Source organism: Fodinibius salsisoli, from assembly GCF_026229185.1.
In the GTDB taxonomy this organism is placed as follows: domain Bacteria; phylum Bacteroidota; class Rhodothermia; order Balneolales; family Balneolaceae; genus Fodinibius; species Fodinibius salsisoli.
The window spans coordinates 277,038-291,201 of sequence record NZ_JAGGJA010000006.1 but is presented as its reverse complement, the minus strand read 5'-3'; the positions used below and the strand labels follow the sequence as shown (position 1 = coordinate 291,201).

Below are 14,164 nucleotides of genomic sequence, written 5' to 3'. Positions count from 1 at the left end.
GCAATATGGAGACTTTGGATTTAAAAATAAACAGGAACCTGAAGATCGTTTTAGTCGATTGCTCTTATAGCTCCCGGCCTTTCCAAAAAACGGCTTTTCCTGTAAAATGATCCAGCAGTACGCGTATGCCCAGTACCTGAAACCAAGCCACGCCCAAGGGGTGCAACAGGGCATACAAAGCATTCCAGCTAAACCACTGGCTTAGATAAATTCGTTGCACAAGCATTAGCAGAATAGCAATGCCGGAGAGAACAAGCAGGAATAAGCTATTAGAGAACAAGAGATAGGGTAGTGCCAGGACTGGTAAAATGTATGTGGTAAATTGGAGGAACCCTGTCAGGATGAATGGCGATAAGCGGTGGTGAAATCCGGCTAAGAAATTTTTGCGTAGACCCTGCCATAATTCTTGATGCAAATGGTACATTCGGCACCGGATAACATCATCACCATGATACATATTCATGGTGAGCCCGGCACGTTTTATATTTCTTGCGAGTGCTACATCTTCAACAACTTGGTTTTTTACCGATTTATGTCCCCCGATAGCATCGTAGCTTTTTCGTTTGAACGCCATAAACTGTCCACATGCTGCTGCAAAAAAAGGAGCGAGAGTTGCTCGAAGGAAGGGGGGAATCCATTTTGGAGGGCGATGTACATATCGCACGGGTAAAATGGTAAAAATGCCCATATAAATAAGAGGGATTACATTCTTTTCCCAAAAAGTACCCAGTTTTTGCAAGGGCCAAACCGTCATAAAATCCAAAACGTCTTGCCCCATTTGGCGGACGGCCTTCGAAACGGCAGAGCGGTCCAGCCAGGTGTCGGCATCAATAAAGAGCAGAATATCTCCACCGGCAGCCTCAGCCAGCTGGTGACAGGCCCAGGGTTTTCCCAGCCATCCCTCGGGTAATGGTTGGCCTTCTATCACGGTTAGTTTCTGGGGGAACTGTTCTTGGAACCGGTCCAGGATAGCGGTGGTGCCATCGGTGGATTCGTCATCCAGAACATGGACCTTTAGATTAGGATAATTTTGTTTAAGAGCGGATTGTATGCAGCGTTCGATGGATTTGGCTTCGTTACGGGCGGGTATGCAGATACACACCTCCGGTGCTTGTCGTTCAAAATAACCGGGAGGAACCGATTCCAGCTTCTTTAAAGAACGCCCATTGGATAGCAGAATCAGGCTTGTGATAAGAAGGTATCCCAGCGCTATGTATATTAACGTAATCATGGTAGTAAGGTAGCAGGGATAAAACGAAGATCAAACTCATAGAAGGCTTTGCTAAACTATCACATCCATAAAAGTGATCGGGGCAGGCTTGCGAATAGTTCAATAAAGCTTTTAATTGGCAACCTATGGAAATAAGGTCAGAACCGTTTCAGCATACAGAAGCGATTGCACAGCATCCCGGAGGGTATCAGTGGTGGTATTTTGATGCGGCCTCTGCAAGCGGAAAATATCATATAGTTATCATATTTTATGTGGGAAATCCTTTTTCCACACGATATATAAATGCCCTTGAAAAACAAGGAGAGGCGGGGCCAGCTCCCTGTAAGTATCCTGGAATAAGTATTTCTGTTTACGAAAACGGCAATCCTATTTACTATAGTTTTACAGAGTTTGAGGAGAAAGATTACAGCTTTGAGGAAGGTTCGAAGTTAAAGATGGGGGCCCATATAATGGAAGTCCGGCAAACAGATCGTGGGGCAGCCTATTGGCTCTGCCTGAAAGAGCAATTGCCGTGTGGCGATCAACTGGAGGCAGATCTGATCTTTGAAAGTAGGCAAGACCAGCAACGTAATAACGGGCCGGATAATATGGCAGAGAGCCATATATGGAACCTTGCACAGCCACGCGCTCAGGTTGAGGGAACATTACGGTTAGCACTGGAAGGAGCCGGAGTGTCTGACCGGCAGCTCTCTTTTTCTGGAACGGGTTACCACGATCATAATGCTGGAAAAGAGCCGATGAAGGAGGAGTTTACGGACTGGTATTGGGGGCGGTTTCATTTTCAGTCTGTGACACTCATTTATTATGTCAAGAATCAGGTAGATGGCTCAAGAGAGCACCAGGCATGGCTGTTAGATCCTAATACGAATAAAGTAATAGAAAACCTTCGGGAGATTGAACTCAATGATGATAGCTGGTCAATTTTTGGGCTTCGCTCATCCAGGAAATTAAGCCTGAGGTTTGAACAAGCACAAATAGAGGTGCAACAGTCAACGGTTGTGGATAATGGTCCTTTTTATCAGCGATTTCTGAGTCAAGCTTTTCTTTCTATACCTGCTGAGGATGTATTGGAATCCGCAGAAGGGATTACCGAATATATTCGGCCACAGAGAATCCACTCGCGTATCTTTTGGCCGCTGGTGAATATGCGTATCCGTCAGGTTCATCAAAAGCCGCACTGGGTACAGCGATCCAAGAGGTTGTACCAGTGGACCTGGTGAATAGTAAACCTTCCCGCTTGTAACTCTTGAAGGTTGTATCACAGAGTTACACAGAAAAGGCACAAAGTCACACAGGGAAAAACTTTCTGAAGGTCCTTGATTAGCTGTTTCAAGCGTCCACGCTTGGAACCCGTATGATTTTAAAGAGAAAACTTCGTGGTTCTCTGTGAAATAACTCTTAGCATAAACGCTTAAATAAACCTCTCAAAGCCCGCGTCATCAAAGCCGGCCGTCTGTTGGAGATCAGAAAGGATGGCTTCCAGTTTCTGTTCAAACAGTCGACTCCGTTCTTCGTTTGAAAGCTTTGGTTCTACAGGGACCGGCGATCCAACGGAGAGGTGCAGCTCGGGTTTATCGGACCGAATGGTATGCATATAAATACCAATGGGTACAATATCGATGTCAGAAACTTGTTTGCCTAACCAGCTGAGTCCATTTTTAAATATTAGATTGGATCCCGGCGGTGTAATTTTCCCCTCCGGGTAGATATACAGGCTGGCACTTGGGCGCAGCAATGATTTTACGGCATACCGCAATGAACGAATACTACTTTTAGGATCTTCCCGACTGATAGAAAAGGCGCCGATCTTTCGGAAGAACGGATACCTTTGCATCTGTTTGTCTTCCATCATAGCACGAGCCTGTTGGTGGAATCGAAACTCGTTGAGCAGGAAAGGGATAAGTCCATCCCACCAAGAGTGGTGGTTTAGGTAATAGATTGTCCGAGAAGTCCGTTCCGGATGATAATCCTGTATTAACCAAACATTGCTGAATCGTCGTTTAAAAAGAAGCCAGGTATATATCCTGAAGCATTTTATAAACCAGGGCGATTCGTCCGCAGGAATAAAAGCCAAGAGTATTAAATTTGTTGAAGATTCGTCAGCTGAATATCTTAAGGTATCAAATACGAACCAAACTTTTTTGATGATTGTGAATGATATTGAAGCATATGCTGCGGCCCACACTACGGATGATTCAGAGCTTATCCGGGAACTGATAAAAGCCTCCGATGAAGATCTGGAACACATCGATATGCTGAGTGGTCGTCTGGTGGGACGATTGCTGGCCTTCCTGGTAAAGATATCGAATGCGCGTCGTGTGCTGGAAGTGGGGACCTTTACGGGCTATTCGGCCCTGACAATGGCAGAGGCGCTTCCCAAAGAGGGGGTGCTGTTTACCTGCGAATATAACAAGCGGTACGAGTCTATAGCACGCACGTTTTTTGAAAAAAGTGAGCATGGTTCCAAAATTAACCTGGTGATGGGCAAAGCCCTGGAGACGATCCCGGACATTTCCGGCACCTTTGATCTTATTTTCCTGGATGCCGATAAGATAAACTATCCCAACTATTATGAACTATTGCTGCCTCGTCTGAAAAAAGGAGGTATCCTGGCTGTGGATAATGTGCTTTGGGGCGGGGAGGCGGTAAACCCTGAATCAGACAAAGCCAAAGCTATTGATCAGCTTAATAAACAGATAGCCAAGGATGAGAGCGTGGAGCAGGTGCTGCTACCCGTGCGAGATGGGCTGACGGTCGTGCGGAAGAGATAGCAAAGTTAGTCTTTTAAGACAGAAGAGTCTATTTCCAAAGTCATATTTACTGAAAAAGATATCTTAAGAATTCGATTGTGAAAATCGACTCTTAACAAGCTCATTCATAAGATAGTCATGTGATTGGAGTGGCGGAGGCGTTTCCCCTTTTTTACATTACATCTGGTCAAGATAATGTAATATAAAAAAGGCCCGCTTCTTATTAGAAACGGGCCTTCATAAAAACAATTTAAAGAAGCTTAGCCTTTGAGCTCAATCAGCTCAATGTCGAAGGTTAAGTCTTTGCCGGCCAACGGATGGTTGGCATCGAGCTGTACAAAATCATCTTCAACAGCGGTAATTTGAACGGGAATAGCACGTCCGTTTTCTTGCTGTTGCATTTGAAGCTGCATGCCTACCTGTGGATCTACATTGTCAGGCAGATCGTCTTTAGCTACTTCAAGCTCGAGATCTTCGCGACGTTCTCCATAGGCATCTTCAGAATCGATTTCTACCGTTGTGCTGTCGCCTTCTTCCAAGCCAATTACTGCTTTTTCAAAGCCGGGGATCAATTGTCCTTCACCCAGCGTGAACTCAATCGGTTCACGTTCTTGAGAACTGTCAAAAACAGTTCCATCATCAGTTAATTTTCCAGTGTAATGAACTTTTACGGTGTCACCGTCTTTTACTTTTGACAAAATACTATCGGTTTTTCTTGTTCTTAAAATGTAGAGGAATATAACAGTTTTTAAGGAGAATTGAGACCCTAATCCTCAATTAAATTGCTTGGTGATAAGTTGCGACCGGTCAAAGCTACTGTCTGCCACAATCTTAAAGTTTAATTCACCTAATACTAATCCTTCTGAAGTGGTCACATTTACCCGCCATTTTCCGGGCGTGGCATTGGTTTTATAGGTAAATCCACGGTAACCGCCGCGTCGTCCGCCTACAATTTCATATGCTATCACATCACTGGTCTGCCAGCTTCCAGAGGAGGAATCGTACCACTGCCAGGTGTGGTTAATCGACTTTTGCAAATCGGTGGGTGCAAAGATGGAGGTGTAGATGAAAATCGAATCTCCACGGCTGTAGTTAAAGGTATGATCATGAGGTTTCCATAAACGGCTGAACCCATGCGGCTTTTCATAGGTAACGTTGAACGTACTGTCAGACTTTTCCACATGATAAGCTACGGTGCCGGTTTCCAGGGACATGGGGACCGGGGGAATCAGGTTGAAGTAATAACAGCCGTTGATAAACAGGTAAATGCCAATAATGAGAATACTGATTTTCCAGCCTGTTATCTCGGCGCGCGTGGAGGGACTTTTGAAGTAGAGATAGAAAATAAGGATCATCGTACAGCCCAGCCCCAGTAGTCCGGATATAATAAAAATGGTGGTATTCATCATTCCTGCGACAATAGGCACAAAGAAAGTGAAGAAGGTAAAGGTTACAAAAAAATAGGCTCCAAACTGTAGGTATTTGTTGGAGATCCGGTGTTTCAGAAACTCATTGGAAATAAGGAGGGCGACCAGGATAAGGAAAAAGACGGCTGTTTTGGTGAGGCTCACACTCTGGAAAAAGAAAATAACATACGCACTGGAGAGGCCGCCCAGGAAGAATTGGATTGCCAGGGGAGCGTAATCCTCATACTCTTTCAGGAAGGTGTCTTCCCAATAATTGTCATCCGCTAAATTAAAAATATAGAGGCAGACCGTCAGGCACCCAAGGTAAGTAAACAGTACCGTATTACTGTACCATCCATCAATGCGACCAAGAGTGAGGCTGTCCCAGGTAAACCCCCCGATGAAAAATATGACGGGAGCATACCTTTTATGACGATTTAAAAAGGATTTAATGCTCGATACCATCTGCCTACAGGATATTTATTTGGATAGCCATCAACGTTAGTATTTTATTTTTTGGTTAACATTGGCAATAGTTGATACCGACCGTACCCAGAATCTTTAACAACAAATTTGATATTATTATTGCTGGCAAACATGAAATCCAAAATAAGCCAAACCAGTAAATTTTCAATATTTGGAATTGGCACAATAGGTTGATTTTACTATAATAGAAAATAGAAGTTGGAGAAATACCAACCACCAATAAGGGGAAAAGATAAAAGATAATAACAAGTCAGTTTGATAAAGTATGATCAGGAATACACTAAGCCTTATTACGTATCTGTTTTGCATTGGTATTTTCCCTTGTTTATCACAGTCACAATCTCATCCTCAACCTCTTTTTAATGGTATAAATTTGGAGGGTTGGCATATGGATATTCCCGCTATGGATGAAGATTCAACGTTACAGAGTCCTTTTATTGTGCGAGATGATTATCTCGTCAGTTTGGGAGAACCCGGTGGTCATCTGATTACGGATGAAGAATACCAGGATTATCGGCTGGAAGTAGAATACCGTTTTCCCGGTGAACCGGGTAACTGTGGAGTGTTGGTGCATGCCTCGACGCCGCGGGCTTTGTATGATATGTTTCCAAAGTCAATTGAGGTGCAGATGATGCACAAAAATGCCGGTGATTTCTGGTGCATTGTGGAAGATATCAACGTACCGAATATGGAAGAGCGACGAGGACCCCGGGAGGAATGGGGCATTACTGAAGGCAAGAAGCGTCGTATTTTAAATTTGACGGATGGATCGGAAAAGCCCCTCGGGCAATGGAATACGATGACCATAGAGTGTCTGGATGGTACCGTAAAAGTTTGGGTAAATGGTGATTTGGTTAACCATGGACGGGAAGCAACCGCCAGCAGTGGCCATATCGCTTTACAGGCAGAGGGCGCTGAAGTCGAATTCAGGAAAGTAGAACTTACGCCCATTACAGCCCTGAGTAAATAGAGGAATTGCTCAAGTTAATTATATGTTGTAACCTAGAGAAGAATGCAATAATGGAAGCATATATTTTTTGAGACCAAGTAGAGTTAAGCGTTTATCCCAACATTTGTATTTAATTGAATTTAGGATATGGAAGTACCGAACCTTTCAGATATTTTTTCCAACGCACGCTGTATTGCCATTATTGGATGTTCAGCGAATAAATACCGAGCCAGTTATCATATTGCAAGTTATTTGAAGGAAAATGGTTACCGGATAATTCCGGTTAATCCCAATTACGAAGAAGTGCTGGGGGAGCAATGTTATCCCTCTGTGGCTGATATACCTGATAAATACCCTGTGGATATCGTTGATATCTTCAGAGATTCCAGGTATACCGCAGAAATGGTGCAACAAATTATTGACTGGTCGTCAAGGACTGATCAAAAGCCGGTTATATGGACACAACTTGATGTTTCATCCGAAGAAGCGGAGACATTGGCCGAAGAAGCAGGATTTCCATACATCAAGAATGAATGTATGATGGTTCAGCATGAACGGCTGATGTAGTTTTTGGTTATTTGTTAATAGTTATCAGGGTTCTAAAAATATAGCATACGATATGGGTAAAGACGGTATTTTTGCAATAACGAGTAACTACTAGCTACTTTTCGATTAACCCCTCTTTTCAAGTATTTCTTTGCGTTCTTCTTCGTGCTCTTTGATCCTTTTTGCCAGCAGTCGCTCGATGATGAGATGATCTTCTGCGGGAATAGCTGTTATAAAGTCAGTGAGTTCTTCATTGGCATTTAAATAATCAATTTGGAGCGCATCCTCGCGATGCCAGCGATAGGCAATGATTTCTTTCCAGGGCACAAACTGATCCAATACCAAAACCCCCTTGCGTCGAAATTCGGGCACAATCCGTATCGTCAATCCCAGGAAACCAAAAGCAATGAGCGATAAGCCCGATGTGATACCAATGCCGGTAAAAGGTCCCATCGTCAACAGTTCTATACGATACAATCCAAACGCAAAGAGTAAAATGCTAATCAGGTTGGGAATAGCTTCGGTCCAAAACGATCGATAGGCATATTCTATGGCCCCGGCTTTACGCTTCAGGATAAACTGTTTAATTGAAAAACCAAAGAAAAAGCCTGCTACAATCATATACAACCCCATTGTAAAACGAGCAGCAATATCCTGAGGGAAATATCCCAGCCGATGAGCTATGGTCATCAATGTCAGGATTATCATAGCTGCTAAAAATCCATAGATGACCCTCTGTCGGCTTAAATGCTGTAATCGTAACATACGTTTGTAACCAGGCCAAAAGGCCAGGGCAAAAACCACTAAAAACAGGATAATTAACAGATACATGGCTACATTTTTTGTATTTTGAATACATCGTTATTGTTGAGGACGATTTGCAAAACCACACAATCTTGTCATTCTGAACCCCGAATAGGTCGGGGCAGGCTTTGTTTCAGAATCTCATATGTCTCTGGTAGCCTTTTAAGAAAGATCCTGAACTGAATTCAGGATGACAAGCCCGGTTTTGCAAAGCCAACTGTTGAATAATATATGAGATCAAAATAAATATTAACAGATTTATGGATCAGGATTTGCGCCCGACGGGTATTGAGGTTTCTAATAGTGATGGAGTGTTAACAATCGATTGGTCCGACGGACATCATTCGGAATATGCGCTGTTTGGACTTCGCAAAAATTGTCCATGTGTGGTTTGCCGGGGCGGGCACGGACAGATGAATACCTTTGACAGGGGGCTTTTCTTTGTGGATCCGCCCCAAAAATTTGAAGTTAAAAACATCCAACAGATTGGGAACCACGCCATTAAAATCTTTTGGAATGATGGGCATAACAACGGCATGTATCAGTGGCAAACCCTGCGCGATATGTGCCCGTGTAAAGAGTGTTACCCCGAACAGGAATAACGCAGGATTGGGCAAGAGTAGCTAAAACTGGTACGTAAGACTGGTCTGATTTTCAAACTCATACCAGTTGGGAATAGGGGAATAAGGGTATAAAGAGAGTTCACTTATTTCCCCTTTTATACCCTTACCTTAAGTTATGTTCAACTATAGAACAAGCTTTGACAAGTCTTTAAAGCCTATCATTACCTCGGGTTGGTAGCCCAGACACTGGTTTCCGGGATAAATCCACGGTCGGGAAGTGAGAGCATACTACAAATCGTTTCGGCAATATCCCCGGCCACAAGTTTGGTTTCGTTAAAGGGGCGCGATCCCTGCCCGGCATTTTTGGAAAATTTTGTTTGCACCTCGCTGGGGTTTATTTGCATCACCCGAATGTTGTGGGGACGCAGTTCCGACCGCCAGCACTCCGTCATCCCTCCCAGGGCAAATTTACTGGCTACATAAGCGGTGCCGCCTTCAAAACCTTTTTTGCCAGCTGTAGAAGAAACGTTGATAATGTTGCCGTAATCGTTCTTAATAAAATGCTTGGCAGACTCCCGGGCCACCATCATGGCACCAATGGTGTTGGTTTTTAGCTGCCGTTCGAAGTCAGTGGCGGATAAATTAACCAGCCTCGAAAACTCGCCGTAGCCCGCATTATTGATGAGCACGTTGTAATCGTCGAGTTCCTGGATTGTCTGGTCAACCAGACTGATGACCTCGCTTTCACTGGTTACATCGCAGGGGAGGGCCGTGGCACCAATCTCTGAGGCCACTTCTTCCAGTGTATCTTTGCTTCGGGCGGCAATAACCGCTTGCCCGCCAGCGTCAATAATCGACTTGGCCGTTGCTTTGCCAATGCCTGAACTTCCGCCGGTGATGAGTGCATTTACATTCGATAATTCCATAATTTATATCATTTGTTCATCTTGAAGTCATTTACATAATGTAAGTCATTTATCCTCCAATAAGTTTCGATGAAAATGATTGAATAAGTGACCAGGCATTATCAACATGGCGTTTTTCTACGTTCGTATTACCAATGACGATTCGAATGGTATATCGATCGTTGAGCTTGGTGTGAGTCAGAAATAGTTTTCCGCTCTGTTGGATACGGGTAAGCAGCTGTTCATTGATCTCGTCGAGCTTGGCTTCATCGGAAATGTGAGCGGGATGGAAACGAAAGCAGATCGTGTTAAGGGGTACCGGAGCCAAAAGTTCAAAATCCGGATGCTCCTGTATTTGGGTTGTCAGACCTTGGGCCAGTTCGATATGTTGGCGGATTTTTTTTCGAAGCCCTTCGGCCCCAAAGCTGCGCATCACAAACCACAGTTTAAGTGCACGGAATCGACGTCCCAGCGGAATGCCCCAGTCCCGATAATTTTTGACGCGCTGGTCTTCTGGCGTTTTCAGGTACTCCGGAAGGATGGCAAAGGTACGAATCAGCAATTCTTCATCTTGCACGTAGAAAGCGGAGCAGTCAAAATTGGTGAACATCCATTTATGGGGATTGAAGACGAAGGAGTCGGCCTGTTCCATGCCGTTGGCAATCCATCGCATCTCGGGCACCAATAGGGCCGTGCCCGCAAAGGCTGCATCCACATGTAAGAACACATCGTAGCGGGCACAGATGTCGCCTATCGTCTCAAGGGGATCGATGGCCGTGGAGCCCGTGGTACCAATAGTAGCGATAACAGCTGTGGGCTGGAGGCCATTTTCGAGATCTTCCCGGATGGCTTCCTCCAGGGCTTGGGGCTTCAACCCAAAAGTTTTATCCACCGGTATTTTGCGAAGATTATGCTTGCCAAAGCCGGCAATTTTGACATCCTTTTCGATGGAAGAGTGCGTTTCTGATGAGCAGTAAATCCGCATATGTTCATCTCCCTGAAAGCCTTCATCATTGATGCGGAAGTCGGAAGCCTGCTCACGGGCCATCAGCAGGGCGCAGAGGGTAGAGGTAGAAGCCGTGCTTTGGATAACCCCGGTAAACGATGCCGGCAGGTCCAGAAGTTTTCGCAGCCATTCCATAACTTGCTCTTCCAGTTCGGTGGCCGCCGGGGAGGTTAGCCAGCTCATGCACTGTGCACCCAGCGTGGCGGTGAGCATCTCGGCCAGCACTGAAGGACAACTTTTATTGGCCGGGAAATAGCCCATAAAATTGGGACTTTCCCAGTGGGTCATGCCGGGCATAATGATATCTTGAAAATCATCAAATATAGTTTCAAAATCTTCGGACTGCTCGGGAGCAGAATCGGGCAGTTGCTGTAGAATATCACCGGGTTCAACATCGGGCGTAACCGGATAATCTTCAGCCTGATCTAAATAATCTGCCATCCAGTCGACCAGCTTATGGGCATGTTCGCGAAATTTGGTATGATCCATCGTATTTGGTTTCACTTTTATATTTTAAGAAGCTATATAGAAGATCCATCAGGCGGCTGGTTTTGCCGTCCGATGGGTGCCACAACCGTCTGATCACAAAATTAGCGATCGGAGGGCGCAGTATTAAAAGTCCTATATAAGAAAATCGTACCGGATAATCCGAATTGAATCACAGAATTTCCAATGAATCCACTTGAGTATTATAAGACCATAAAACCTGTCGAAGCAAAGAAGGTCCAACAGCAATTGCGGCAAAAGATTTCGCTGGAACCATTTGATGGTGATCCCGAATATGTGGCCGGCGCGGATATCTCTTTTAATCGCGGTTCGGATATGATGCATGCAGCCATCATTGTACTTCGCTTGCCGGACCTCCAGCCGGTGGCGCATTCGCTGGTGTCCGAGGAAACGCCTTTTCCCTACATCCCGGGCCTGCTGGCGTTCCGGGAATTACCGGTGCTTTGGAAGGCTTGGCAGCAGCTCCAGTTAAAACCAGATGTGCTTATTATGGATGGCCATGGATTGGCGCATCCCCGCCGTATGGGCATTGCCACGCATTTTGGAATCGAGATAGACTGGCCTACCATGGGCTGTGCCAAAAACATATTAACCGGATCTCACGATGAGCTTGCGGCTAAAAAAGGGGCTTCTGTTGCTCTTATGGATGGAGATGAGCAGGTCGGCCTCACTCTGCGTAGCCGGACGAACGTTAATCCCGTTTATATATCCCCGGGACACAAGGTCTCTTTTGACGATACCTATAAGATTGCCATGAAAACGTTGACAAAATATAAACTGCCGCGCACGACCCGCTTAGCGCATAAATGGGCGAATAGGTTGCGGAGGGGAGAGGCAGAAGAAGGATATGTTGAGCAGTAGGTGGTTGGCAGTGAGCGGTCGGCAGGTGGCAGAATATGATTCTCGCCTTACTAATGGTTTAGTGACCTTTTGGTAAAAATTTCTTTGGATTTTGAATCATTATTCCCAGCATTTTACCAATTTGTTGATATCTATTTAACAGCTCTTCATGTTTCTCTTTAGGTATATATCTACAATCTTTAGAAAAGTCCAGCCAGACAAGGGTCTCTGAGCATTCAGCATCTGCATCAGAAATTTTAGACCTAAAATGATTTGGATAAATTCGTTTTCGATATCCTTCAGCAATATTTGCACAAATACTTCTGGAAGATCTGCGAATTTGATCCGTTAGAGCATATCTCTCTGCTTTGGGAAAATTCTTTGTTATTTCGAAAATCTCATTAGCACACTGATAAGCTAATTTATAAACCTTTAGGTCTTTAAATCCTTCTCTCATAATGAATGTTATTTTAGATTTTAAGTAAGGATACAAAATCAAGTCCTGCCACCTGCTGCCCCCCCCCCACAAACCGCCCACTGCCTAAAACTCCTGTCGCAAAGCAGATTCGGCCGCGTGAAAACCGCACATGCCGTGCACGCCACCGCCGGGAGGGGTCGAGGATGAACAAATATAATACCTGGTTTTGGGAATGTGGTAGGGATCAAAAAGTCCTGCGGGACGTGTGAAAAGCTGTGTGATATCCTGCATGCCTCCATTGATATCACCTCCGATATAATTGGGATTGTAGGCTTGGATGGCTTGGGTATTCATCGCATGCTGACCGATAATACAATCCCGGAAGCCCGGTGCAAAGCGTTCGATTTGGTTGAGGATTGGTTCGGTCATATCCTGGGTGGAGCCATTAGGCACATGGCAGTAGGTCCAGCAGGTGTGTTTGCCATCGGGGGCGCGTTGTTCATCAAACAGGCTTTGTTGTGCTACCAGCACGTAGGGTTTCTCTGAATGGTTGCCGTTGGCTGCATCTTTTTCTGATAGAGCAATTTCTTCAAAAGTACCACCTAAGTGAACGGTGCCTGCTTGGCGGCATAAGTCATCTTCCCATGGGATGGGGCTACTGAGGGCTAAATCCAGTTTGAAGACGCCGCATCCGTATTTAAACTTTTGGAGTTTCTGGGCATAGGAAGAGGGAAGCGAAGGTCCGGCGATATCCAGGATCTGCCGGGGTGTGGTATTAAAAAGAATCACCTGCTCTTCAGGAAAGTCATCCAGCGAAGTGATCTCGACATTCGTCTTTATGGTTCCGCCCAATGACTCAAGATAGGCTGCCATCGCTTGGGTGATGCTATGAGATCCTCCCTTTGGGTATGGCCATCCCACCGTGTGAGCAGCAATCCCCAGGACCATTCCAATAGCGGCAGTTGCGGTTTTGTTAAAGGGAAGGATGCCATGGCCGGCAAGTCCCGCAAAAAGGGCCCGGGCCCGGGGCGTTTCAAAGCGTTTAGCCAGTCCACGGGCAGATCGAAGTCCCCGAAAACCAAAGCGGGCCATCAAAATAGGGTTCGAGGGAATGGGTGAAAAGGGGGCCAGGATATCAGGCAGCAGTTCTTCCCAGGAATCAATAAAAGGTTCCACCAGTTTTCGATAGGTATTTCCGTCTCTTCCCAGACGGGCTACCGTTTCATCCAGCGAGTGAAACAGTGCACCGCCCTGCTGACCTTTTAACGGATGTGCGACGGGAATATCCGGCTGTATCCATTCCAGTCCATAGTCTTCTAACGGCAGGCTCTGCAAAAAAGGTGAGGCTTTGGCCAGGGGATGAATAGCTGAGCAGACATCATGCCGGAAGCCGGGCAGCGTTAACTCCTGGGTACGCGTGCCGCCCCCTACAGTTTCTGCTTTTTCATACACTGTAACTGAAACTCCCTGTTGGGCCAGGCAGATAGCTGCCGCCAGTCCGTTGGGACCCGAACCGATAATAATGGCATCAGACATATTATAGCATGCTCAAATTTATATTATTAACGAGGTGAAATATAATAGTTCCTGAAAGGAATGCCTATTTGTTTGCTTGCTATCTTGAGGTGCATTTTCTACGGTAAGTGTATGAAATTAAGTTGGTTAGAAATTGGATTATTATTTAAAAAATGCTTAAATGTATGCCAGTTGGCTTTTATAAAATTAGCATTTCTAACTTAATTAATAAGTATAG

The 14,164-nt window shown here is 45.2% G+C and carries 15 protein-coding genes; 6 read left to right on the top strand and 9 right to left on the bottom strand.

Annotated features, from left to right (window positions below):
* Positions 1 to 64: 64 nt before the first annotated feature.
* Complete coding sequence (locus J6I44_RS11085; RefSeq protein WP_265766187.1) at positions 65 to 1,231, bottom strand: glycosyltransferase family 2 protein; 1,167 nt, start codon at positions 1,229 to 1,231, stop codon at positions 65 to 67.
* A gap of 125 nt (positions 1,232 to 1,356) precedes the next feature.
* On the opposite strand from J6I44_RS11085, the gene J6I44_RS11080 reads away from it, so the two are divergent.
* Positions 1,357 to 2,451: a hypothetical protein gene (locus J6I44_RS11080; RefSeq protein WP_265766186.1), complete on the top strand. Its 1,095-nt coding sequence runs from the start codon at positions 1,357 to 1,359 to the stop codon at positions 2,449 to 2,451.
* Between the two features lie 191 nt (positions 2,452 to 2,642).
* Here J6I44_RS11080 and J6I44_RS11075 read toward each other — a convergent pair whose 3' ends face one another.
* On the bottom strand, positions 2,643 to 3,305 hold the full coding sequence (locus J6I44_RS11075; RefSeq protein ID WP_265766185.1) for a lysophospholipid acyltransferase family protein: 663 nt from the start codon (positions 3,303 to 3,305) through the stop codon (positions 2,643 to 2,645).
* 70 nt (positions 3,306 to 3,375) lie between these two features.
* Here J6I44_RS11075 and J6I44_RS11070 point away from each other — a divergent pair, with 70 nt between their 5' ends.
* The gene (locus J6I44_RS11070; RefSeq protein ID WP_265766184.1) at positions 3,376 to 4,002 is read left to right on the top strand and encodes an O-methyltransferase; all 627 of its coding nucleotides are present in this window, start codon (positions 3,376 to 3,378) and stop codon (positions 4,000 to 4,002) included.
* A 239-nt stretch (positions 4,003 to 4,241) separates the two neighbouring features.
* Here the strand turns inward: J6I44_RS11070 and J6I44_RS11065 are convergent, their stop codons facing one another.
* Both J6I44_RS11065 and J6I44_RS11060 read right to left on the bottom strand, forming a co-directional pair.
* On the bottom strand, positions 4,242 to 4,679 hold the full coding sequence (locus J6I44_RS11065; protein WP_286670520.1) for an FKBP-type peptidyl-prolyl cis-trans isomerase: 438 nt from the start codon (positions 4,677 to 4,679) through the stop codon (positions 4,242 to 4,244).
* A gap of 75 nt (positions 4,680 to 4,754) precedes the next feature.
* Positions 4,755 to 5,852 (bottom strand): DUF2914 domain-containing protein, encoded by a 1,098-nt coding sequence (locus tag J6I44_RS11060; RefSeq protein WP_265766182.1) that lies wholly within the window; start codon positions 5,850 to 5,852, stop codon positions 4,755 to 4,757.
* 286 nt (positions 5,853 to 6,138) lie between these two features.
* Here J6I44_RS11060 and J6I44_RS11055 point away from each other — a divergent pair, with 286 nt between their 5' ends.
* Both J6I44_RS11055 and J6I44_RS11050 read left to right on the top strand, forming a co-directional pair.
* Entirely contained in the window at positions 6,139 to 6,843 is a 705-nt protein-coding gene (locus J6I44_RS11055; protein WP_265766181.1) for a 3-keto-disaccharide hydrolase, read from the top strand.
* Between the two features lie 126 nt (positions 6,844 to 6,969).
* Positions 6,970 to 7,389: a CoA-binding protein gene (locus J6I44_RS11050; protein ID WP_265766179.1), complete on the top strand. Its 420-nt coding sequence runs from the start codon at positions 6,970 to 6,972 to the stop codon at positions 7,387 to 7,389.
* A 105-nt stretch (positions 7,390 to 7,494) separates the two neighbouring features.
* On the opposite strand, the gene J6I44_RS11045 is transcribed toward J6I44_RS11050, so the two are convergent.
* Complete coding sequence (locus tag J6I44_RS11045; RefSeq protein ID WP_265766178.1) at positions 7,495 to 8,199, bottom strand: DUF5673 domain-containing protein; 705 nt, start codon at positions 8,197 to 8,199, stop codon at positions 7,495 to 7,497.
* Between the two features lie 233 nt (positions 8,200 to 8,432).
* On the opposite strand from J6I44_RS11045, the gene J6I44_RS11040 reads away from it, so the two are divergent.
* Positions 8,433 to 8,774 (top strand): gamma-butyrobetaine hydroxylase-like domain-containing protein, encoded by a 342-nt coding sequence (locus J6I44_RS11040; protein ID WP_265766177.1) that lies wholly within the window; start codon positions 8,433 to 8,435, stop codon positions 8,772 to 8,774.
* A gap of 182 nt (positions 8,775 to 8,956) precedes the next feature.
* Here the strand turns inward: J6I44_RS11040 and J6I44_RS11035 are convergent, their stop codons facing one another.
* The gene (locus J6I44_RS11035) at positions 8,957 to 9,661 is read right to left on the bottom strand and encodes an SDR family oxidoreductase (RefSeq protein WP_265766176.1); all 705 of its coding nucleotides are present in this window, start codon (positions 9,659 to 9,661) and stop codon (positions 8,957 to 8,959) included.
* Between the two features lie 49 nt (positions 9,662 to 9,710).
* Positions 9,711 to 11,135, bottom strand: a complete 1,425-nt coding sequence (locus tag J6I44_RS11030) for a pyridoxal phosphate-dependent decarboxylase family protein (RefSeq protein ID WP_265766175.1) — start codon at positions 11,133 to 11,135, stop codon at positions 9,711 to 9,713.
* A 183-nt stretch (positions 11,136 to 11,318) separates the two neighbouring features.
* Between J6I44_RS11030 and nfi the strand changes: the two genes are divergently transcribed.
* Complete coding sequence (gene nfi, locus J6I44_RS11025; RefSeq protein WP_265766174.1) at positions 11,319 to 12,014, top strand: deoxyribonuclease V; 696 nt, start codon at positions 11,319 to 11,321, stop codon at positions 12,012 to 12,014.
* Between the two features lie 58 nt (positions 12,015 to 12,072).
* Here nfi and J6I44_RS11020 read toward each other — a convergent pair whose 3' ends face one another.
* Both J6I44_RS11020 and J6I44_RS11015 read right to left on the bottom strand, forming a co-directional pair.
* Positions 12,073 to 12,450, bottom strand: coding sequence for a four helix bundle protein (locus tag J6I44_RS11020; protein WP_265766173.1), 378 nt, complete (start codon positions 12,448 to 12,450; stop codon positions 12,073 to 12,075).
* Positions 12,451 to 12,534: 84 nt separating this feature from the next.
* Positions 12,535 to 13,947 carry a phytoene desaturase family protein gene (locus tag J6I44_RS11015; RefSeq protein ID WP_265766172.1) on the bottom strand — a complete coding sequence of 471 codons (1,413 nt, stop codon included), beginning with the start codon at positions 13,945 to 13,947 and terminating at the stop codon, positions 12,535 to 12,537.
* Between the last annotated feature and the right edge of the window lie 217 nt (positions 13,948 to 14,164).